At 48.6% G+C, this 21,230-nt stretch carries 16 protein-coding genes and 3 pseudogenes; 10 read left to right on the forward strand and 9 right to left on the reverse strand.

The genetic code is table 11. The features are described from left to right. Positions 1–10: 10 nt before the first annotated feature. Both kefB and kefG read right to left on the reverse strand, forming a co-directional pair. A complete protein-coding gene (gene kefB, locus CS022_RS09185) occupies positions 11–1,804 on the reverse strand; it encodes a glutathione-regulated potassium-efflux system protein KefB (protein ID WP_129122036.1) in 1,794 nt (597 codons plus the stop codon). Next, positions 1,804–2,367, reverse strand: a complete 564-nt coding sequence (gene kefG / locus CS022_RS09190) for a glutathione-regulated potassium-efflux system ancillary protein KefG (RefSeq protein WP_129122037.1) — start codon at positions 2,365–2,367, stop codon at positions 1,804–1,806. Before kefG ends, kefB begins: the two co-directional genes overlap by 1 nt. A gap of 237 nt (positions 2,368–2,604) precedes the next feature. Here kefG and CS022_RS09195 point away from each other — a divergent pair. The 10 genes and pseudogenes from CS022_RS09195 (at position 2,605) to CS022_RS09240 (ending at position 11,341) form a co-directional block, all read left to right on the forward strand. After that, positions 2,605–4,526: pseudogene (locus CS022_RS09195) on the forward strand (ABC transporter ATP-binding protein). Continuing rightward, positions 4,469–4,972 carry a TIGR02444 family protein gene (locus CS022_RS09200; RefSeq protein WP_129122038.1) on the forward strand — a complete coding sequence of 168 codons (504 nt, stop codon included), beginning with the start codon at positions 4,469–4,471 and terminating at the stop codon, positions 4,970–4,972. The pseudogene CS022_RS09195 and the gene CS022_RS09200 overlap by 58 nt, the downstream one beginning before the upstream one ends. Positions 4,973–5,048: 76 nt before the next feature. Next, positions 5,049–6,074: a hydrolase gene (locus CS022_RS09205; protein ID WP_408057231.1), complete on the forward strand. Its 1,026-nt coding sequence runs from the start codon at positions 5,049–5,051 to the stop codon at positions 6,072–6,074. Positions 6,075–6,169: 95 nt separating this feature from the next. Beyond that, positions 6,170–6,400, forward strand: a complete 231-nt coding sequence (locus CS022_RS09210) for a YheU family protein (protein ID WP_129122039.1) — start codon at positions 6,170–6,172, stop codon at positions 6,398–6,400. Between the two features lie 62 nt (positions 6,401–6,462). Beyond that, positions 6,463–7,332 carry a phosphoribulokinase gene (locus CS022_RS09215; protein ID WP_129122040.1) on the forward strand — a complete coding sequence of 290 codons (870 nt, stop codon included), beginning with the start codon at positions 6,463–6,465 and terminating at the stop codon, positions 7,330–7,332. Between the two features lie 161 nt (positions 7,333–7,493). Then, entirely contained in the window at positions 7,494–7,913 is a 420-nt protein-coding gene (locus tag CS022_RS09220) for a rubrerythrin family protein (protein WP_129122041.1), read from the forward strand. Between the two features lie 54 nt (positions 7,914–7,967). Further along, a complete protein-coding gene (locus tag CS022_RS09225; RefSeq protein ID WP_129122042.1) occupies positions 7,968–9,293 on the forward strand; it encodes a heterodisulfide reductase-related iron-sulfur binding cluster in 1,326 nt (441 codons plus the stop codon). 16 nt (positions 9,294–9,309) lie between these two features. Next, positions 9,310–9,906 carry a DUF3501 family protein gene (locus CS022_RS09230; protein WP_129122043.1) on the forward strand — a complete coding sequence of 199 codons (597 nt, stop codon included), beginning with the start codon at positions 9,310–9,312 and terminating at the stop codon, positions 9,904–9,906. Positions 9,907–10,335: 429 nt separating this feature from the next. Further along, positions 10,336–10,968 (forward strand): cAMP-activated global transcriptional regulator CRP, encoded by a 633-nt coding sequence (crp, locus tag CS022_RS09235; RefSeq protein ID WP_002535199.1) that lies wholly within the window; start codon positions 10,336–10,338, stop codon positions 10,966–10,968. 157 nt (positions 10,969–11,125) lie between these two features. Continuing rightward, positions 11,126–11,341, forward strand: coding sequence for a hypothetical protein (locus CS022_RS09240; RefSeq protein WP_129122044.1), 216 nt, complete (start codon positions 11,126–11,128; stop codon positions 11,339–11,341). Between the two features lie 45 nt (positions 11,342–11,386). Here CS022_RS09240 and CS022_RS09245 read toward each other — a convergent pair whose 3' ends face one another. The 7 genes and pseudogenes from CS022_RS09245 to CS022_RS09275 form a co-directional block, all read right to left on the reverse strand. Beyond that, positions 11,387–12,184, reverse strand: a complete 798-nt coding sequence (locus CS022_RS09245; RefSeq protein ID WP_129122045.1) for a DUF1338 domain-containing protein — start codon at positions 12,182–12,184, stop codon at positions 11,387–11,389. 11 nt (positions 12,185–12,195) lie between these two features. After that, a pseudogene (gene astD / locus CS022_RS09250) lies at positions 12,196–13,694 on the reverse strand (succinylglutamate-semialdehyde dehydrogenase). Beyond that, positions 13,663–14,679: an arginine N-succinyltransferase gene (astA, locus tag CS022_RS09255; RefSeq protein ID WP_129122123.1), complete on the reverse strand. Its 1,017-nt coding sequence runs from the start codon at positions 14,677–14,679 to the stop codon at positions 13,663–13,665. The pseudogene astD and the gene astA overlap by 32 nt, the downstream one beginning before the upstream one ends. 27 nt (positions 14,680–14,706) lie before the next feature. Next, positions 14,707–15,923, reverse strand: a pseudogene (locus tag CS022_RS09260) (aspartate aminotransferase family protein). A gap of 278 nt (positions 15,924–16,201) precedes the next feature. Beyond that, the gene (locus CS022_RS09265) at positions 16,202–16,783 is read right to left on the reverse strand and encodes an aminodeoxychorismate synthase component II (protein WP_129122046.1); all 582 of its coding nucleotides are present in this window, start codon (positions 16,781–16,783) and stop codon (positions 16,202–16,204) included. Between the two features lie 92 nt (positions 16,784–16,875). Next, positions 16,876–17,799: a response regulator gene (locus CS022_RS09270; protein ID WP_129122047.1), complete on the reverse strand. Its 924-nt coding sequence runs from the start codon at positions 17,797–17,799 to the stop codon at positions 16,876–16,878. Positions 17,800–17,883: 84 nt separating this feature from the next. Then, positions 17,884–21,105, reverse strand: coding sequence for a PAS domain S-box protein (locus CS022_RS09275; RefSeq protein WP_129122048.1), 3,222 nt, complete (start codon positions 21,103–21,105; stop codon positions 17,884–17,886). Between the last annotated feature and the right edge of the window lie 125 nt (positions 21,106–21,230).

Consider the following 21,230-nt stretch of genomic DNA (forward strand, 5'->3'; position numbering starts at 1 on the left):
TCCTACTGCTCTATTCCCTGTTCCAGCTATGGTGGCGCTCAGTGTCACCCTGCATTTCTAAATCAAACAACTCTTCCAGTTCAAGCCTCGCCTCTTTGGTACGGGAGGCTGCACCCACATCTTCGCTGTGATGTGGCTGCATTTCGTGGAGACGGGTTTCATCAAGTTTCCTGAAATACGCCTCGGCACGCTTAGCTTTGTACGGATGCATACCAATAGCGATCAACGTCTGTCTGCCAAGATCGAGTGCACTGAGAAACGTTTCACGGGCAAAGCCATCCACACCATGCCCCATCAACTCATTCGCCTCAACCCGGCTCCTCGCACGCGCCATCACTTTAAGGTTTGGAAAGTGGCGTCGGCAAAGGTCGACTATCTCCAGCACTTCTTCCGGTGAGTCGGTGCACACAACAATGGCTTTTGCTGACGCTGCGCCCGCGGCACGCAACAAGTCAAGTTGTGTGGCGTCGCCATAATAGACCTTATAGCCAAAGCGTCGCAATAATGCTATCTGGGAAGGGTCACGTTCGAGAATGGTTAATTTGATTTTATTGGCGAACAATAGACGGCCAACAAGCTGACCGAAACGCCCGAAGCCCGCGACAATAACCCGGTCTTCCTGCTGCTTAAACTGGGTATTCTCCGGCTCAGGATTATCGTTAAAGTCATGACTAAACCATATTTTCTGCGAGACCAACAGCAGCGGTGTTGTCATCATGGAAAGGCTGACCACCACCAGCAAGAAGCTGTTTAGTTCAGGGGATAGTAGGCCCTCGCCACGTGCTGCGGTAAACAACACGAAAGCGAACTCACCGCCTTGACTCAACAAAAGTGCAACCTGACTGCGATTTCGCTCTCCGATCCCAAACCCGCGAGTCAGAGTGTAAATCACCGCACTTTTCACGCAAATCAGCGCAATCACAGCAACAAGCACTTCAAGCGGATACTTCAGCAACAGGCCAAGGTCTACCGCCATGCCCACCGCGATAAAGAACAGACCCAGCAAAATACCCTTAAATGGCTCGATGGAGATTTCCAACTCATGTCGGTACTCACTTTCGGCAAGCAGTACACCCGCTAGAAAGGTACCTAGTGCCATCGACAGGCCGAGCTTTTGCATCCCAACCGCAATACCGATCACCAACAACAAGGCAGCGATATTAAACAGCTCACTGACGCCACTGAGGACTACCCAGCGGAAAAGAGGACGCAATAAATAGTGACCGCCGACCAGCAAAACGATAATGCCACCGAACATCGTCAGCACATCGAGCCAGCTGCCACTGGTACCACCCGCAAGGGCAGGCAGTATCGCCAGCATAGGAATCACCGCAATATCCTGAAATAGGAGTACGGCAAAACCTGAATTACCCACTTCTGATGTCATCAGCCGCTGTTCTTCAATGATTTTCATCGCAATGGCAGTAGAGGAAAGCGCAAGTCCCATACCAATAACGAAAGAATCAGTGAGCCCAACACCCAGAAGGGCAACAGCGCCAGTGATAAGAATTAACGTGATCAGCACCTGACTGCCGCCAAGCCCCAAAATAGGCTTTCTCATCTGGATAAGTTTTTTGGGGTTTAGCTCCAAACCAATCAGGAACAGCAGCAGAACCACACCAAATTCGGAGAAGTGCAAAATGGCGTCGACATCACTGATGAGCCCAAGTCCCCAAGGACCAATCACAATACCTGCAATCAGGTAACCCAGCACTGAGCCAAGGCCCATACGCTGGGCAAGCGGCACGGCAACCACTGCAGCAATAAGAAATATCAATGCACCTTCAAGATAGCTATGTTCCATCACACTACCTCCGGTACAGGGTTGAGTAACCAGTCGGCATAAATCTCAGCATGTGCTTCACGATCTTCATCAGTGACGCGTCTGGCCCAGTGAAGCACCAGTGGCGAAACCCAACGCATCTTGCAAAGCAGCGCCGTCAGCTCGAACGGCTGCAATAGCTCGTCCATGCTGTATTTGTTGTATCCCGTCTGGCAAAACGCTTCGGCTGCACCGCCTGTAGTCACAACAAACCGACACAATTTTCCGGCCAGTGCCTCGCCACCACCGTGAGCAAACCCTTTACCCAGCACAACGTCTATCCACTCCTTCAACAAAGAAGGGCAGGAATACATTTGCAGTGGGTGTTGAAACACAATCACATCATGCTCAGTCAAAAGCTGCCGCTCGTGAGTAATATCAATCATGAAGTCGGGGTACTCCCCGTATAAATCATGCAAGGTCACATGAGGCAGGGCCTCAATTGCATCGAGCATGGGTTTATTGGCCACAGACTCGTGCGGATAGGGATGCGCGAAAATCACCAAGACCTTCGGCAGGAACATGGTATTTGGGTGGCTTTCCATCTGAACAGCACCATCCTTATGAACGTCGACACTTTCCTGTGCCGGACTACGGTTTAACTCTCGGTTTTAATGATTACATAAAGCTTTTAAATAGTATCGTTCAAATCCAATAATCTGTGGTTAAGCAAAGGTCTGTCAGGTTTATCGACCCTGTCGACTGGTAGCCACAGGCCAATACTGGTATAACTCCGCGTTAGTTTGTCTAATCACATGGAGCGGACTGCCCGCGCAGTATTCATGATCACTCTTTCTGATATTCAGTTACTCCGTGGCGGAAAGCCACTTCTTGATGGCGCCTCAGCCACCATCCACCCCGGCGATAAAGTGGGATTGGTGGGAAAAAACGGCTGCGGAAAATCAAGCCTGTTTGCCCTGCTTCGCCACGAAGTGACACTGGATGCGGGAAACTGCAATTACCCCTCTGGCTGGCAGCTTGCTGGGTAGCGCAAGAAACCCCTGCGCTTGAACGGGAAGCGATTGAGTATGTGATTGACGGCGACCGTGAATATCGCGACCTTGAACGCGAACTCAAAGCCGCAGAAATGCGGGACGACGGTAATCAAGTTGCTTTGCTCCACGACAAAATAGATGCTGTCGGTGGCTATACCATCCGTGCCAGAGCGGCAGAGCTACTCAACGGCTTAGGCTTTAGCCAACAGCAGATGGGCTGGCACCTAACGCAGTTCTCTGGTGGTTGGCGTATGCGCCTGAACCTTGCTCAGGCACTGATTTGTCGCTCCGATCTGCTGCTGCTCGATGAGCCAACCAACCACTTGGATCTCGATGCGGTTATGTGGCTGGAGAAATGGCTGCAGAATTATCGCGGGACGCTGGTGCTTATCTCGCATGACCGAGATTTCTTAGACCCAGTGGTCAATCGCATTGTGCACATTGAAAACAACACTTTGAATGAGTACACGGGCAACTACTCTGCTTTTGAAACCATGCGTGCAGAGAAACTGCTCCTGCAACAAGCGATGTTCCAGAAGCAGCAAAAACAGATGTCTCACATGCAGTCGTATATCGACAGGTTCCGTTATAAAGCCAGCAAAGCCCGTCAGGCGCAGAGCCGAATCAAAGCACTGGAACGGATGGAGAAAGTCCTGCCTGCTCAGTTCGATAACCCGTTCAGTTTTGAATTCAGAGAGCCTGCTGCGCTGCCGAATCCCATTCTGATGATGGAGAAAGTCTCCGCAGGTTACGCGGATAAACTGATCCTCGATAATATTCACCTCAATTTAGTCCCGGGAAGCCGTATTGGTCTTCTCGGTCGTAACGGCGCAGGTAAATCGACCCTGATAAAACTACTTTCCGGGGATCTGCCCGCTAAAGCTGGCGAGTTATCTTATTCTCAGGGCGTAAAAATTGGCTACTTCGCCCAACACCAATTGGAAACCTTGCGAGACGACGATACTGCTATTCAGCACCTCGCCAGACTGGCACCAGAGGCTAACGAGCAGCAACTTCGTGATTTCCTCGGCAGCTTTGGTTTTCATGGCGACAAAGCGCTCGACCCCATCGCGCCCTTTTCTGGCGGAGAAAAAGCCCGTCTGGTACTGGCGCTGATTGTCTGGCAAAAGCCCAACTTGTTGTTGCTCGATGAACCAACCAACCACCTTGATTTGGATATGCGTCAGGCGCTGACCTTGGCACTCCAGTCATTTGAAGGTGCCATGGTTATTGTCAGTCACGACAGGTACTTGCTGAAAACCACCACCGATGACCTGTATTTGGTCCATGATCAACAAGTCGCACCGTTTTCAGGCGATCTAGAGGATTACCACCAGTGGCTGTCAGAGCAGCAAAAAGCGGCTCGAAAAGAAGAATCAGCCAATGCTGACAAGCCTGTTAGCACAAACAGTCAGGTTAATCGTAAAGAACAAAAGCGCTTGGAGGCAGAGTTCAGACGACAAACTGCCCCACTGCGGAAAAAAATTGATAAGATGGATAACGAGCTGGAACGCCTGACAGTAATGCTGAACAACGCAGAAGCAGAGCTGGCAGAGCCATCCATCTATGAGGCGCAGAATAAGGATAAGTTAACGGACGTCCTCAGGCAGCAGGCAGAGGCCAAATCGTCCCTGGAAGAGGTTGAGACGGAATGGATGGAACTCCAGGAGGAACTGGAAACCATGGAAGCAGCTTTCCAAAGCCAATGATTCAGCAAGCCACAGCGGAAGCGCTGTGGCAGTTTAGCCTTTCTCATTACAGTCACCACGACGTTAAACACGCCTGCCTGAAACTGCAGGATGACTACCAAGGTAACGTCAACCTTGCTCTGCTTCTTGTCTGGCTGGAGCTCTCAGAATTTTCTCTAAGCGATAGCGACCTTTACAAATTGAAGAGTGCGCTTTCTGACAGCGAGACACTTCTGAGGCGTTATCGTCAGGTTCGCCGAGACCTTAAGGCGGAGCTTTCCCACTCCGGTTATCAAAAGCTGTTGAACTTTGAGCTGATGCTGGAAAAGAAACAACAGCAAGATCTTATTGCTGCCGTCAATCACTTGCCTTGGCTCACTGGAGGACATTCCGCCGTCAAAAGTTACTGCCTTCAGCTCTCAGCTTCCGCAGTGCATTTGTACCCTTTATTGACCCGCATATCGTAATAACGATAGTGTTTGATACAAAAACAGGGTGTTCACGCCCCTGAGTTTCGTTAAACAAATTATCAGGAAGAGCGCTTTGACAATAGAATTTACACCAATAGCCGGTATCAGTAACCCACATCTTCAAACCTTACTCCCTCGATTTATTCGCAGAAAAGCACTGTTTGAACCTGTTTGGCAGCGTTTAGATACCGACGATGGGGATTTCCTCGATATTTGCTGGACGGAAGCCCCAGAACAAGCAAAAAACAAACCCGTTGTTGTGCTCTTTCACGGGCTTGCGGGTTGTTTTCATAGCCCCTATGCCAACGGTCTAATGGCTGCATTCAAAGCGCGTGGCTGGCTGGGTGTGGTGATGCACTTTCGTGGCTGCAGTGGCGCACTAAACCGTTTACCTCGTGGTTATCATTCCGGTGAAACCCAAGACGCCAGGTTCTTCATCAACTACCTGACCGAACACTTCCCTGATGTGCCAAAAGCGGCGGTAGGGGTGTCTTTGGGCGGTAATATGCTCATTCAATATCTGGCGAAATATCAACAAGACGCCAACCTGGTAGCAGGATGTGCCATTTCGCCACCACTGGATCTGGGCGACTGCGCAACACGCATCCAAAAGGGCTTTTCCAGAGTCTATCAGGCGTATCTGCTGAATAGCATGAACCACACCTTAAAAGAACGCCTTATGAGGCACCCTAAAGTAGGCAGTTTATCTTCAGGCGATAAGATAGACATTTCATCCATTTATGAATTTGATCAGCGTGTGACTGCGCCAATGTTCGGCTTTGACAGTGCTGACAGTTATTATCAGCAATGCAGCGGGTTAGTCGTGTTACCTCAGGTTCGCCAGCCATTCAAAGTGATCCACGCAAAAGATGACCCCTTCATGACCGATGCGGTTATTCCGACCCAAACATTGCCTGACAACATCGACTACCAGCTAACAGAATACGGCGGACACGTCGGGTTTATGAGCGGTAGCCTTTCAGAGCCTGTATTCTGGCTTGAAAAAGCCGTGCCTGAATTTCTTGCTCCGCACCTTGGTCGTGTTCACCACACTCAAACAGAAACATCAACGGACTGTAACCCTCTCCCGACATCCTGAAACACTGTCATTTCATCGGCTGCACGATTAAAATCCGGCTGCCGATGAAATCGGCTCACTGACTGATTACCCATAGCTGATAAGCGAGACAACAGATGATTGTCCCATGGCAAGACATTCCCGAAGAAACTCTGAGAAATCTGATTGAACACTTCGTGTTACGCGAAGGCACAGATTATGGTGAAACAGAAATCAGTTTTGACGACAAAGTCACTCAAGTCGTTAACTTACTAAAAAATAAAGAAGCGGTGGTGGTTTACTCTGAGCTGCATGAAACAGTCGACATTAAGTTATGTCGAGACCTCAGTTCTGGCTCATCAGCTTGATCTCTCCTCAGCTCACTGTTTATTGTCTTAACATTCACTGAAAATTTTTGACAGGGCTAGTCATGTCTGCAAAACATCCAATTATTGCGGTTACCGGTTCATCCGGCGCAGGAACGACAACCACTACTGACGCATTCAGAAAGATGTTCAATATGATGAATGTCAGCGCCGCGTGGGTCGAAGGTGACAGTTTTCACCGTTACACCCGTCCGGAGATGGATGTCGAAATCAAAAAAGCCAAAGAGCAGGGTCGACACATTAGCTATTTCGGACCCGAGGCCAACGACTTTCAAAAGCTGGAAGCTTTTTTCCGTGAATATGGCGGCAATGGTACCGGGCAATTTCGCCGCTATCTTCATACCTTTGATGAAGCCGTCCCCTATAACCAGATGCCGGGCACATTCACGGCATGGCAAGATTTACCGGAAAATACCGATGTACTCTTTTATGAGGGCTTGCACGGCGGCGTTGTCGACGGTGAAGTGAATGCCGCGCAGCATGTTGACCTGCTTGTTGGCATGGTACCCATAGTCAACCTCGAATGGATACAAAAATCGGTGCGCGATACCCGAGATCGGGGGCATTCACGTGAAGCTGTCATGCACTCTATCGTACGTTCTATGGATGACTACCTGAACTACATCACGCCTCAGTTCAGTCGTACACACATCAACTTTCAGCGCGTCCCCACCGTGGATACCTCCAACCCTCTCAGCGCAAAAGCGATTCCCAGCCTTGATGAAAGTTTTGTCGTGATCCGTTTCCGCGGTATTAAGAATGTCGATTTTCCTTACCTGCTTTCAATGATCCAAGGTTCGTTTATGTCACGCCATAATACGCTTGTTGTACCGGGCGGTAAGATGAGCTTTGCTATGGAACTGATTATGCGTCCACTCGTTCAGCAACTTATTGACACAGGTAAGATTGGATAATGTCCATTTTTTGAGTCAACTTTATCGATGTGTGAACGAGTTTTCACCATCGATAAAACCGATTAATCATTCCATTATTATTCATTAGCTCAATACCAGTTTCTGACCTTTACTTAATGACGAGCACTAGACTCACAACCTGACTACTAAGGAGAAAGGTTATGTCATTAAAAGGAAGCAAAACTGAGCAGAACTTGAAAGACGCGTTTGCTGGCGAAAGCCAAGCAAACCGCCGTTATCTCTACTTTGCATCAAAAGCCGACATCGAAGGCTACAATGATGTTGCTGCAGTATTCCGCTCTACCGCCGAAGGTGAAACCGGCCATGCGCACGGACACCTCGAATATCTTGAAGAAGTCGGGGATCCGGCAACGGGTCTTCCCATGGGCAACACGACCGAAAACCTCAAAGCCTCTATCGCTGGCGAAACCCATGAATATACCGATATGTATCCCGGTATGGCATCAACCGCGAGAGACGAAGGGTTTGATGAGATTGCTGATTGGTTTGAAACGCTGGCAAAAGCTGAACGCAGCCACGCAAACCGCTTCCAGAAAGCACTGGATAATCTTGACGGTTAAACCTGACCAAGATCTTCAGGGGTGGTCATTGCCACCCCTCAAAGGAAACTGCCGATGAAAGACAAACGAGAAGGTGGCGTTGAAGCCCCGACACGTCACGCAATCGACTGGCAGTCAGCTGATTTTTATGACAAAGATTCCCTCAACGCAGAGATGGAAAGGGTTTTTGATGTATGTCATGGATGCCGACGCTGCGTTAGCCTGTGTGATGCTTTCCCGACACTGTTCGACCTGATTGATGAATCAGATACTTTTGAGGTCGATGGTGTAGACAAAAAGGATTATCAGAAAGTTGCAGACCAATGTTACCTCTGCGACATGTGCTACATGACCAAATGCCCATACGTTCCACCTCACGAGTGGGAAATTGATTTTCCTCATCTTATGCTCCGCGCAAAAGCCGTCAAATTCAAAGAGCAGGGTGCATCTGTTAGAGACAAACTTCTCTCCAGTACTGACCTTGTTGGTGGTATGGCAACCATCCCGATAGTGGACATCACCGTTAATGCGATGAACAACAACGGCGCGTTTCGCAGCGTATTGCACAAAGCCGGTGTGCACAAAGACGCTAAAGTCCCCAAGTATCACAGCAATACCCTGCGCAAGCGGGTCAAACCTTTGAACAAAGACATTCCTTCGGAGGCCGTCAATGGCACCACGGGTAAAGTCGCTATGTTCACTACCTGTTACGGCAACTACAACAGCCCTGAATTGGGTGATGATTTTTTCAAAGTATTCCAGCACAACAATATCCACATTGAGGTGGTTGGCAAAGAACAGTGCTGTGGCATGCCAAAAATGGAGCTTGGCGACCTTGATAGTGTTGCCCATGCGATGGAGAAAAACCTTCCCCAGTTATTGGCAATGGTCGACAAAGGCTTCGATCTCATCGCTCCTGTTCCCTCTTGCGTATTAATGTTTAAACAAGAGTTACCCCTGCTATTCCCGGATAACGAAGATGTGCTCAAGGTACGTGACGCATTCTTTGATCCGTTTGAATATCTGATGCTGAGACACAAAGCAGGGAAACTGGATACCGAGTTCAGCGCGCCCTTGGGTGACATCAGCTACCATGTAGCCTGTCATCTCAGAGTGCAGAATATTGGCCTCAAAACGGCAGATATCCTCAAACTGGTTCCAAACACCCAAGTCACAGCTGAACAAAGGTGCTCAGGTCACGACGGTACATACGCAGTCAAAGTCGAAACCTACGACAAGGCTGTAAAAATAGGCCGTCCTGTGGCGAAGAAGGTGAAGCAGGCAAATGCCGATCATTTTGCCAGCGATTGCCCAATGGCTGCCAGCCATGTGGCGAGACTGGCTGATATTGAGAAGCCAGTTCATCCTATGACACTGCTAAGACAGGCCTATGGATTGTAATTGAGGGAGTATGACTATGGATAAGCTTACTGTGAACGATTTGATGACACTTGAAGAATATGCCCGTAACCGGGCGGCTTTTCGCAGTGACATCATGCAGCACAAAAAAAGCCGGCAGTTAGCAATCAACAAACATGCAAGGCTATATTTCGAGGACCGCCGCACGGTGCATTACCAAATCCAGGAAATGCTGAGGATTGAAAAAATCTTCGAGCCTGATGGTATCGACGAAGAGCTCGCCGCCTACAACCCGTTAATTCCAGATGGAAGTAACCTTAAAGCAACCCTGATGCTTGAATACTCAGACCCTGATGAACGGAAAATTGCACTTGAAAGCCTCAAGGGAGTCGAAGACAAGGTGTGGCTTCAGGTGGAAGGTGACGAGAAAGTCTATCCGATTTGTGACGAAGACCTTGAGCGCGACAATGAAGAGAAGACATCAAGCGTCCATTTTCTTCGGTTCGAACTCTCACCATCAATGATTATCGCACTGAAGAAAGAAACTCCCATGAGGGCAGGCGTCGATCACCCAAATATGGCAGCGGATATCGAAATCCGCGAGGATATTCGACAATCGCTGACTGACGATCTCGACAGTCCGTCCCTAAACTGAGAATTTCATTTTTTTCTGGGGGGATCTAGCCCCCACTCTGCTTGCAAAGATGAATTTTTACACAATAAATGTAAAAATTGGTGTCATATCTAATATCAAACTTTGAGCCCAATCCCGTTTCAGGATCTTAACTGACCGTAAAGACGAGATTTTGTGCGTCAAAATTGATACTAAGTCTCTATGTTTTGACTTTTTCTATCGGTTTCCGGCCCAAGCGTGACAGTTATCACTGCGAAGTGTGGGCCAAATCAAATACCTTTTATCAAATTCAAGAAATCGAACCGAAAAAAGGATAGACTCTTAAACTGTAGAGAAAGCTTGTCGCCTGCCTGACCGAGTTTTTTGTTGTCAGGCTAGCATGGAATATGTTGCCCCAGGATGACTATACGGACATATAATCGGGCAACAAACGCAGAGGAAATGAGATTTATGGTTCCAGGAAAACCTCAAACCGACCCAACATTAGAATGGTTCCTATCGCACTGCCACATTCATAAGTATCCGTCGAAGAGCACGCTGATCCATGCTGGTGAAAAAGCGGAAACCCTTTACTACATCGTTAAAGGTTCCGTTGCTGTGCTAATCAAGGATGAAGAAGGCAAAGAGATGATCCTCTCATACCTCAACCAGGGAGACTTTATTGGCGAACTGGGCCTATTTGAGGAAGATCAGGAGCGTACTGCTTGGGTTCGTGCTAAATCACCGTGTGAAGTTGCAGAGATCTCCTTCAAGAAATTCCGTCAACTAATTCAGGTTAACCCTGACATCCTGATGCGCCTCTCTTCTCAGATGGCTCGTCGACTGCAAGTAACCAGCCAAAAAGTTGGTGATCTGGCATTCTTGGATGTTACAGGCCGCATTGCACAGACTTTGCTTAACCTGGCGAAACAACCTGATGCGATGACTCACCCAGACGGTATGCAAATCAAAATTACCCGTCAGGAAATCGGTCAGATCGTCGGTTGTTCACGTGAAACAGTTGGTCGTATTCTGAAGATGCTTGAAGAGCAGAATCTGATTTCAGCTCACGGTAAAACTATCGTTGTTTACGGTACGCGTTAATTTAACGCTCACCGATATAAACCTTAAAAAAGCCACCTGATAGGTGGTTTTTTTTATCTCTGTGATTTGTATCTCCCAGATATTCATGTCATTTTCACAGTCTAATGCTAGTGTTTAGTAACAACTTTGTATGATTTTCTGGTCTTTCAGGGTAAACATGAATATCGAGAAAGCAGTAACAGATGTCCGAACCAAGCAACAGGTTGTCAACCGCTCTTTCAGTGCAGAAATGAACGGCTTTTCAGGGCTCACACATTATCAGCAGCAGTACGCTATCAGTAATGACATCCATGTCGAACTTCCCTCACTGATCATTTCTGCCGGTGGACAAATTGCCTGCCCCAGAGAACTACAAGAGCTCAATATTCAATAAAAAAGCAGCCAATAGGCTGCTTTTTTTGCTCTGCGCTTACAGATGTCATTCGCTGTCTGTGCTTTCAAAGATTTTGTTTGCGGATGCCTCGACAAAGCCATGGTATAGCTCACCTGACGGCAAAGCATAGCGTTTAGCAAACTCATAAAAACCACCAGGAATAGCATGTATTCCATCTGTGAAGGCTACATCTACCTTGTCTGCCATAGTAGAAGACTGCTCGAGACAAACATCTGGGCTACCTTTCACCTCACCGCCTGACATATTGATGTCGAAACCCGCTTTGCGCAGCGCATTGTTAACATCGACAACATGCTCAAAGGTACTCAACTGGTTCACACTGACAGTGAAATGGTTAGCGCCAAAACCATGTGCTGCTAACCATCCAGCGTATTCACTCTCTGCAGCAAGCTTTTTGTAAGTATCGAAGTCCAACTGCCACTGACGGCCGTGATACAAAAAGGCATGGTCATCTAACGCTTCGTCAGGGATTTGATCAACCAGCGCACGCACTGTTTGCTGCAATTCATTGGAGCACTGACCCACCATCAATTCACTGATAAAGACCTTTGGCGCCTCCGTGCCCGGCAGCTCAAAATGTCTCGCGTACAGCTTTTTGCTCTCGAAAACGTACTCACCTTTCGGCTCGTAGCCTAGCGCAATAAACGGTGCAGCCAGTCTGTCCAAACCGGTCTTTGGTAGGTTGAACGTTCGCAGTGCAATATGATCATTAATCAGTGGCTGCCCCTCTTCCAACAACGCATGGACTTTCGCTGCTGAAGGACAGAGTCTGACTGTGTAATCTTGCCAAAGATGTTCAAAAAACGTCTGTACTCGGTTCATGCTTCTCTCCGTTAAAGATGGATGCCAGGGCTCAATGTACCGGGAAGGACAACATCATCACCTTCCATTGATGCCATTGGATATGCACAGTAATCCGCCGCATAGTAAGCGCTTGGCCTCAGGTTACCGGATGCTCCCGGTCCACCGAAAGGTGCATCGCCACTGGCACCAGTGAGCTGACGGTTTCGGTTGACGATACCTGCACGAATATTATCGAGGAAATACTGCCACTCATTGTCATCATCAGAGACCAGACCTGCTGACAGGCCATAACGGGTATCATTAGCCATCTCCACAGCCGATGCTAATCCGTCATAACGGATCACTTGTAGCAGTGGGCCAAAATATTCTTCATCTGGTAACTCGGCGACGTCAGTCACATCAATGATACCGGGCGATACCACAGCATCATGCAGGAGCGCTGCCTCAACCAGTGATTGTCCCCCCTGAGAGACAAGACCCTGCTGCGCTGCAATGATTGACTCGGCTGCCACTTTGGAGATCTGCGATCCCATAAACGGCGCGGGCTCATCAAACTGCCCGCCAACCTGAATATCAGTAGTCACTGCAACAAGGCGTTCCAGCAAGGCATCGCCACGCTCACCCGAAGGGATATAGAGACGACGGGCACAGGTACAGCGTTGACCCGCACTGATGAAGGCAGACTGGACGATGGTATAAACCGTCGCATCGAGGTCGCCATACGCATCAGTGATGACCATGGGGTTGTTCCCCCCATCTCGAGGGCCAGCATCTTACCCGGCTCTCCAGCAAACTGACGATGAAGCAGGTGGCCTGTGTTGGCGCTACCTGTAAATAAGACCCCATCGATACCTTCAGACTGGGACAGGGCAATACCCGTTTCTCTGCCACCCTGAACCATATTAATCACGCCTTCAGGTAAGCCCGCTTCGACCCATAATTTCATGGTTTCTTCCGCAACTTTTGGCGTCAGCTCGGACGGCTTGAAGACCACGGTATTGCCTGCCAGCAATGCTGGAACAATATGGCCATTTGGCAAGTGTCCGGGGAAGTTGTAAGGACCAAAAACCGCCATTACGCCAAGAGGACGATGACGAAGCACAGCCTGTGTACCAGCAACATCTTTCGCTCGGCCTCCGGTACGCTCTAGATAGGCGCGGACAGAGATGGCTATTTTACCGACCATTGCCCCTGCCTCTGTGCGGGTTTCCCAAAGCGGCTTACCCGTTTCTTCGGCGATGACAGTGGCAATATGTTCACTGTTCTCTTTTACCAGCTCGGCAAAACGTTCAACCAGTGCCTGACGCGCTTCAAAGGGAGTATTTCGCCAGCTCTTAAAGGCCTCTGTCGCCACTGATACAGCGTGCTCGACCTGCTCTGTGGATGCGCCCTTCCCTGACCAGACGACCTGACTGTTAAATGGGTTAAGGGAGTCGAAATGCTCGCCATCACCTTCCACTGACTGATTGGCAATCCAATGTGTCATTCTTACTCTCCTATAACGACACCAGACGAACGGCGTCGCCATCGACAATATTTAATGCTGCTGCGACATCTTTTGACACCAGTGCCATATTGCGCTCTTCATCGACACCAATCTTGGCGGCCGTCGCTCTGAATTCCTCAAAATCAGTATTTGAGATCAGAAAGTCCTGCGCGCTGCTGTGCTCAGTGATTTGCGCAGTCGCTGTAAACGAACGTCGGACAGAACTGATGTTTTGACGCAGACATTCGACAGTCGGTCCGGCGTCAAAAATATCGACATGTCCACGACAGGTGAAACCTTCTTTCTCAAGCATTTTCAGCGCCGGGCGGGTTTTTTCATGGACCTGTCCAATCACCGCACGTGCCTCATCGCTCAACAAGTTTACGTAGATGGGCAGCTTCGGCATCAGATCGGCAATAAAACCTTTCTGACCGATACCCGTAAGATAATCTGCCAGCGTAAAGTCGATGGAAAAGAAATGCTCTTTGAGCCATGCCCAGAAAGGCGAGTTCCCGTTCTCGTCAGACACGCCGCGCATTTCCGCAAAAACCACGTCAGAGAAACGCTCAGGGAACTGGGCTAGCATCAGAAAACGACATTTCGAGAGCAGTTTCCCGTTCAGTCCACCTCGAAATTCGGGACGTAAGAACAAAGTGCAGACTTCTGTCGCGCCTGTGTAATCGTTACCAAACGTCAGGACTTCAACAATGTTGTGTACATTGAGGCGACGTGAATGGTGTACCACTTTGCTGATGTGATAGCTGTAAAATGGATTGTCTAGGCCTATCGCAGCCTCAATACCCGTGGTACCAGCGATTTCACCCGTTTCTGTATCTTCGGCGACCATCAGATAGCCTTCCATGCCAGGTTCAGTGACATGTTTCTTAAAGCTTTCAACAGAATGGCAGATTCGTCCTTTCAACATATCCTCGTCGACAGGAAGAGAGGTGAAACCGTGGCCTGACTCCTCAGCGCATAGCATCAGCGCATCAATATCAGACTCTCGAATGGGTCGGATTACCAGCATCATTATCCTCCAGATGCAAACGGCGAATTACTTCGCCGTTACTTTGGCTAGAGCACGATCCAGACGTGCAAAGCCTTCCTTAACTTCTTCTTCAGTAATAACCAGTGACGGAGTAAAGCGCACCACATTGGCACCCGCCACCAGCAACAGCAGACCTTCCTCACCCGAAGCAATAAGCACATCACGTGCACGGCCCTGCCATTCGTCATTCAGCGCAGCACCCACCAAAAGGCCTTTACCACGAATTTCTTTGAACAAACCATACTTTTCATTCAGTTGCGTCAAACCTTCGCGGAACCATGCTTCACGAATCTTCACCCCTTCCAGCACTTCTGGTTTGCTGACTTCATCAATTACCGCTTCAGCCACAGCACATGCCAGCGGGTTGCCGCCATAGGTCGAGCCATGCGTTCCCACTTTCATGTGTTCAGCTAGCTCAGTCGTCGTTAGCATGGCACCAATAGGAATGCCGCCACCGAGAGACTTCGCAGTGCTGAGAATGTCTGGCTCGACACCCGAGTGCTGGTACGCATAGAATTCACCTGTTCTGCCGTTACCCGTTTGCACTTCATCAAAAATAAGTAGCGCATTGTGCTTATCACACAGCTCTCGAACCCCTTTGAGGAACTCATCATCCGGGGTAACAATGCCACCTTCACCCTGCAGCGGCTCCATCATAATCGCGCAAGTACGCGATGACATTGCTTCGGCAAGGGCGTCGAGATCATTGTATGGCAGGTGAGTAACATGGCCGGGCTTAGGGCCAAACCCATCAGAATAGGCAGCCTGACCACCGACCGTCACGGTGAAGAATGTACGACCGTGGAAGCTTGAGAGAATGAAATGATTTCACTTTTCTCTTCACCGTGTACTTCTTTTGCCCAGCGACGAGCCAGTTTTAGTGCCGCTTCATTGGCTTCAGCGCCAGAGTTCGCAAAAAATACTTTGTCTGCGAAACACAGATCGGTCAGTTTCTTCGCCAATCTCAGCGCCGGTGCGTTTGTCATGACATTGCTGAGGTGCCAAAGCTTTTCAGCCTGATCTTTCAGTGCATTAACCATCACTGGGTGACAATGACCCAGACAGCTCACTGCGATACCGCCTGCAAAGTCGATGTATTCACGACCTTCCTGATCCCAAAGCTTCGAGCCCTCTCCGCGCTCGGGGATCATTGGCATTGGAGAGTAACAAGGCACCATGACCTCATCGAATAAATTACGTTCTACTTTAAATTCTGCTGACATCGATCGATTCCTTCTGTCGATACTGCTTTAAGCATAGTATTTACATTTATTTAACTGCATCAATAGACGAAAATCTTATTCGCTTCACAGTGCAGTCTGAGATATTCAATCAGGGATGATAGTTATGCGTAATATCACGCAAAGAATTAATAGCCTGATGGTTAAGAGTGTCTTTCCTGATAGGAAATAGAGAAAAAGACTAATTTACTGACTGCATAATATCCCAGCAGCCAGTGTGAAAAAGGCAGGGAAACTTTAAGTTAAAAACTAGAGGAAGATCAGACTTTCATTTGCAAGAAGTTAGCTAATAAGTCATGTCCCTGCTCGGTCAGAATACTTTCTGGGTGGAATTGTACGCCTTCGAGGGGCAGTTTTTTATGACGGATCCCCATAATTTCATCAAACTGCCCGTCTTTTTCTGTCCATGCCGTGATCTCAAAACAATCAGGTAACGATGTTTTCTCCACCACCAGCGAGTGATAACGCGTCACCCGCAATGGCATGTTCAACCCTGAAAATACACCAGTGTCGTTATGTAGAACCGGGCTGGTTTTGCCATGAATTACTTCTTTGGCGCGAATTACATTGCCACCAAACACCTGAGCAAGAGACTGATGCCCAAGGCATACCCCGAGAATAGGAATTTTACCTGCGAAACGAGTGATGACATCGAGAGATATACCCGCCTCATCCGGCGTACAAGGGCCGGGGGAAATCACCAAATGACTGGGTGCCATGACTTCAATGTCGGAAAGGCTGATGCTGTCGTTGCGATGAACCTCGACCTCTTGTCCCAGCTGACAAAAGTATTGGTACAAGTTGTAGGTAAAAGAATCATAGTTGTCGATTATCAGAAGCACTGCTTGGTTCACTCGATTGTTACATAGACCGCTCACTGGCGGCGCAATGCTACCACAGTCTGACTCCGTGTTGCATCCAGTGAGCCAGAGGTTTAGTGAGTCTGGTTGTAGCTTTGGTAATACGTCACTATTGGACCTTTGCAAAGTTCAATCATATTCAACAGCTCAGGCGAAACGTCGTCTTTTATTGATGAGCTAAGCGCTTCAAGTTCAAGTTGCAGGTCATCTCCTGACAAGGCTTGTTTATCACTCAACGCGCTATCTATCCTACTTGCAAGTTGATAAAGCGCTATCTCATCGGCAAAAAGGGAAGTGTGGTGATTTTCGCTGTTACCGTTTCCTGCATCGCTCTCTTGCCGAATTATCGCTGCAACCAATTGTAAAAAACCTTTAGGAGAACCCGCAAGCAATGACATCGCATGCTCTGCCTCGCTGAGAGCCTCTGGTTTGCTCAACAAGCCACCCATGTTTATCAACGGAAGAGCCAATCGCATATCATCGACTCTCGTCTTGGAGAGGCCATACTTGTCCGCCAGTATTTCTGCCAGTCCGGCCAGTCTAACAAGGTGCTCTTTGTCTTCCTGTTCACCAGCCTCTCGTCCGATGCAATCCGATAAGAACTGGAAACCCGCCAGTAAGGATGCATAGCGGTTATGTTCAAGGATATTTCGTACCCGAGATTTGACCAGCGGCGCAGAAACAGGCTTGTGCAGAAACTCCACAGCCCCACATTTCAAGCCATCTATTTCACTCTGGTTTTCATCAAGGGACGAGACGAAAACCACTGGGGTGTCTCTTGTTACGGGATCGTTTTTCAGCGCCTTACAGACTTCGTAACCATTAATACCCGGCATGATGACATCCAACAGGATCAAATCAGGGTGCAGCTTATGTGTCATTTCCAGCGCTTTCTCGCCATCTTTGGCAAAGTACAACTCATAATCTTCTTTCAAGATACTGCGCAGTACATGCAAATTACTGGGTTCATCATCGACAACTAAAAGTTTATAACCCATAACGGCTCCCCCACTCAGTACCTTGATTGGCCGATACCTGTAATGCTCTGAACAGGCTTGATGCCTCTTCAAACTCGAAGTTTTCTATCGCCAGAACAAACTTCGCCAGCTCAAAGGGCTCAGTCGTACTGACAAGGTGAGGATGAGAGTGAAGTAGGACTCTTCGTCAAGTTGACCACTCTCCAATGCCTCAATAAAGGTCGTCGCCCCCTGAATTATCGTCAATGAAGGTGTTGCTTTTGGTTGATCACGTTCAGGAAAGCTTGGGCGGATCCCGAGGTACGCGAATGCTTTTTCATAGCTTTCAGACAAACAACTCTCGAGTTGTTGTACCGCTTCATCAAACTTGGTGGCATTCTCGTTCTGCAGCGCGCGGTAAGCATTGTCCAGCCAATGTTCGTAACGCTCGAAGCCCATGCACAGCGACGATGCCCGGACACGTTTTATGGTTTGGCTGAGTCGCTCAGAAGCTTTCGTTTCTTTTTGAAGCTGATTGGGAAAATCATGGTATCGCGTCCAGAAGCCATCGAGTACTTTGGCGAAAAGCGGTTTGTTCTGCCAGTGTTGCATCGCTAAATGTTGATTGAATAGGGCTCTAGTCGCTTCGGTGGGCTTTAAACTAATTGGGGTGATTTTTTGTTGATCCACGCCCTGATCAACGCAATTACGCAAGGCAAGGTACATCGCATCAGTATCAACCGGCTTTTGTATAAGTTGATCAAACCCCCGAGCCAGCCACTGATCGATAGGGGTAGGATCAGCGCTTACCGCCATTCCTATTATTTGCGGTATCAGTTTGTCTGGCTCTATTGCCTGTTCCTCACCTTGCAACCCTTTCCATTCCGAGACTCCCTCCTCATATGCATCAATCAAAAGCATATCAGGAGGGTTAGTTTCCATTGCGTTTACGGCCGCAGATAGCGTAGTGAAAGTCTGCACCCTCGCCCCTTTTTTAAGCAATATCGCGCTGATTTCTTTTTGGTTGCGTGCCAGCCTGTCGACCACAACGATTTCAACTGGGTTAAGGAAACCTGTCGCTTCCAACTTGGATACTGCATTGACTTCAGACTTTGCGCAGGCAAGCGGAATATCAGCATAGATAATTGATGTTCTTCCTTTCACGTCATACCACAGAAAGCCATCCATCAGCTCGACCAGATGTACCATCAGCTTTGAGGAGATCGACTGATTCAGTTCGGCCTCTGACGCTGACTCAGGTAACGATGAATAACCAGAAACAGCCAGTCGAACGCCGTCCTCCCACGGATAGACATGCAAGCGTATGCCACCACCAGGAGCCACAATAAGCGTGTTGCGGACCATATTGTGAAGTAGCTGTTTCAGACGACGGGCATCGCCAATAAAGTGCTCGTTCAATAGACTTGAATAATCAAGCTGGATATCAAGCGTTGCACTGTCTGACGTTTCTCGGGCAATAAACTCAATTTGTTGGCAAAGTTGCAGCAATGAAAACTCACTCATCTCCAGCGAGACAGCCCGGCTCTCAAAGCGAGACGCTTCCATCGCATCATTGATCAGTGTTAACAGGGCATTTCCCGAACGGCGCATGACTTCTAGATGCTGCCGCTGTTCAGGCTCTTTGACAGACTCCAGCAACACATCAGCCAGCCCTAACATTGAATTTAATGGGGTTCTGAACTCGGTACCCATATTGTTTAAAAAAGAACTTTTTGACTCGGTCAGCCGCGATGCCTGCTCGACCTTATTGTTCATGACTAACTCTTTCTGTTTGCGCTCAGACACATCGAATATCAGACCATCAATCCACGTGCCACCGTCCTCTGAACGGTAGCTGTGGCCCACCTCGAGCAACCATTTGACTTCTTCATTCCGCGTCACAAAGCGATACTCCACTTCATAATGGCAACATTGCCGTATCACCTCTTCTCGCTTCTCCATGTAGTGTGCCTGGTCATCTTCATGCACATGATCGACAAAGCTGCCTCCCCCGTGTTCACCAGTGAGGGCCGAAGCGGTGAACCCGGTTAATTGCTTGGCAGAGTCACTGACATACACCATCTGCCGCCTTCCCCTCGTCATTTCTCTGAAGGTCAACGCAGGCAGATTAGCAATGAGGGTACGGTACTGTTTGGCGTTTTCTCTCAATGATTGCGTCTGTTGCCGCTGTTCGGAAATATCACAAACCGTCGCGATAAATACATCTTCAGCATCCCGCTGTGAAAAACCCAGAGTCAGACGAATGGGAAATGTCATCCCATTTTTCTTCATTGCGGTGAGTTCGCGGCTTTTCCCGATAATGGATGAGTCTGTTTGGTTACGGAAAAAACGATTGATGTACTCATCATGGCGATAGCGATGTTCGTCCCCTATCAGCATCCGAACATTCCTGCCAATCACCTCTTTGGCAGACCAACCAAACAGCATTTCAGCAGCGGGGTTAAACAAGGTCACAAGCCCTGCGCTGTTCACGGCAATCACGCCATCCTGCACCGTCTGAATCATGGTTTCCAGAGACTCAGTGTGTGTCTTGAGTATTCGATGGCGCTTTTTGGCGACGAAATGGAAGAAGTTTGCAAGGGCTGCGACATAAGTGACGATGGATACAGCAACCAAAACAGTACCTGCCTGCACTCTATCCATGGACAGAACGTCTCTTGGTTCGGGGAGATTTACGACATCAATTAACTGCGCCGTGCTGACATTCAGGACAATAATAGCCAAACAAATTGCGATGCCAGATAAGAGGGCTTTTGTCATCGGCAGAAAGTCTGAATGTTCTCTCGCTTTTATAAGCCCATGCCAATATCCAAGTGAAAACAACACTGAGGCGGTCACAAGTCCAAACAGAAATATCGGCAACCGCTGGTTGGAAATATTAATAGCGGGCAAGGATACCAGAGCAAGAAAATGCGCAGCTGCGATACCTACCATGCTCAAAATCATCAAGCCTGCCAGACGACTAACATCATGACCATAAGCGGTTTGATGCGTGGAGAAAAGACAGACAATGACCAGGGGCACCAACGCCCAGAGGAAAGGAGAAACGGAGAGCACAAACGCGGCTGGTGTCATTGCAATCAGGCAGAGGCCCTGTACAACCCATATCCCAATGGCAAGTGTCACTCCGTTTATCGCATGTAATTTGAAAAAGGATTGTCCCCGCACAGATTGCTGCTGCGGCCTGAAATGTAATGCCGAACTCACGTTGTTGAAACCAAACAGAAGCGCCAAAATGATCAACCAAGGGTCGATCAATGGATCGATTACCAGCTCTGAGGAGATACCTGAGCGATAAAAGTTCTGAAGGGTTTCCAATAACGTCATCGGCAGTCCATTTGCGTATGAGTGATCGGTAACTCAGGTAAACTAACGTTGTTTACACAAGTGTTATTAATGAGACTTTTTAAGCGTAGACAAGATAAAGACGATAAGAACAAAAAAATCGGACC

This window comes from Veronia nyctiphanis (assembly GCF_004116385.1).
GTDB classification, from domain to species: Bacteria; Pseudomonadota; Gammaproteobacteria; order Enterobacterales; family Vibrionaceae; genus Veronia; species Veronia nyctiphanis.

Coding starts and splice junctions, on each gene's coding strand:
- CS022_RS09215 (WP_129122040.1), top strand. CDS start 6,463: ATGTCTGCAAAACATCCAATTATTGCGGTTACCGGTTCATCCGGCGCA.
- CS022_RS09245 (WP_129122045.1), bottom strand. CDS start 12,184: ATGAACCGAGTACAGACGTTTTTTGAACATCTTTGGCAAGATTACACA.
- kefB (WP_129122036.1), bottom strand. CDS start 1,804: ATGGAACATAGCTATCTTGAAGGTGCATTGATATTTCTTATTGCTGCA.
- CS022_RS09210 (WP_129122039.1), top strand. CDS start 6,170: ATGATTGTCCCATGGCAAGACATTCCCGAAGAAACTCTGAGAAATCTG.
- CS022_RS09200 (WP_129122038.1), top strand. CDS start 4,469: ATGGATGGAACTCCAGGAGGAACTGGAAACCATGGAAGCAGCTTTCCA.
- CS022_RS09275 (WP_129122048.1), bottom strand. CDS start 21,105: ATGACGTTATTGGAAACCCTTCAGAACTTTTATCGCTCAGGTATCTCC.
- CS022_RS09225 (WP_129122042.1), top strand. CDS start 7,968: ATGAAAGACAAACGAGAAGGTGGCGTTGAAGCCCCGACACGTCACGCA.
- kefG (WP_129122037.1), bottom strand. CDS start 2,367: ATGGAAAGCCACCCAAATACCATGTTCCTGCCGAAGGTCTTGGTGATT.
- CS022_RS09240 (WP_129122044.1), top strand. CDS start 11,126: ATGAATATCGAGAAAGCAGTAACAGATGTCCGAACCAAGCAACAGGTT.
- CS022_RS09270 (WP_129122047.1), bottom strand. CDS start 17,799: ATGGGTTATAAACTTTTAGTTGTCGATGATGAACCCAGTAATTTGCAT.
- CS022_RS09220 (WP_129122041.1), top strand. CDS start 7,494: ATGTCATTAAAAGGAAGCAAAACTGAGCAGAACTTGAAAGACGCGTTT.
- CS022_RS09230 (WP_129122043.1), top strand. CDS start 9,310: ATGGATAAGCTTACTGTGAACGATTTGATGACACTTGAAGAATATGCC.
- astA (WP_129122123.1), bottom strand. CDS start 14,679: ATGCTGGTAATCCGACCCATTCGAGAGTCTGATATTGATGCGCTGATG.
- crp (WP_002535199.1), top strand. CDS start 10,336: ATGGTTCCAGGAAAACCTCAAACCGACCCAACATTAGAATGGTTCCTA.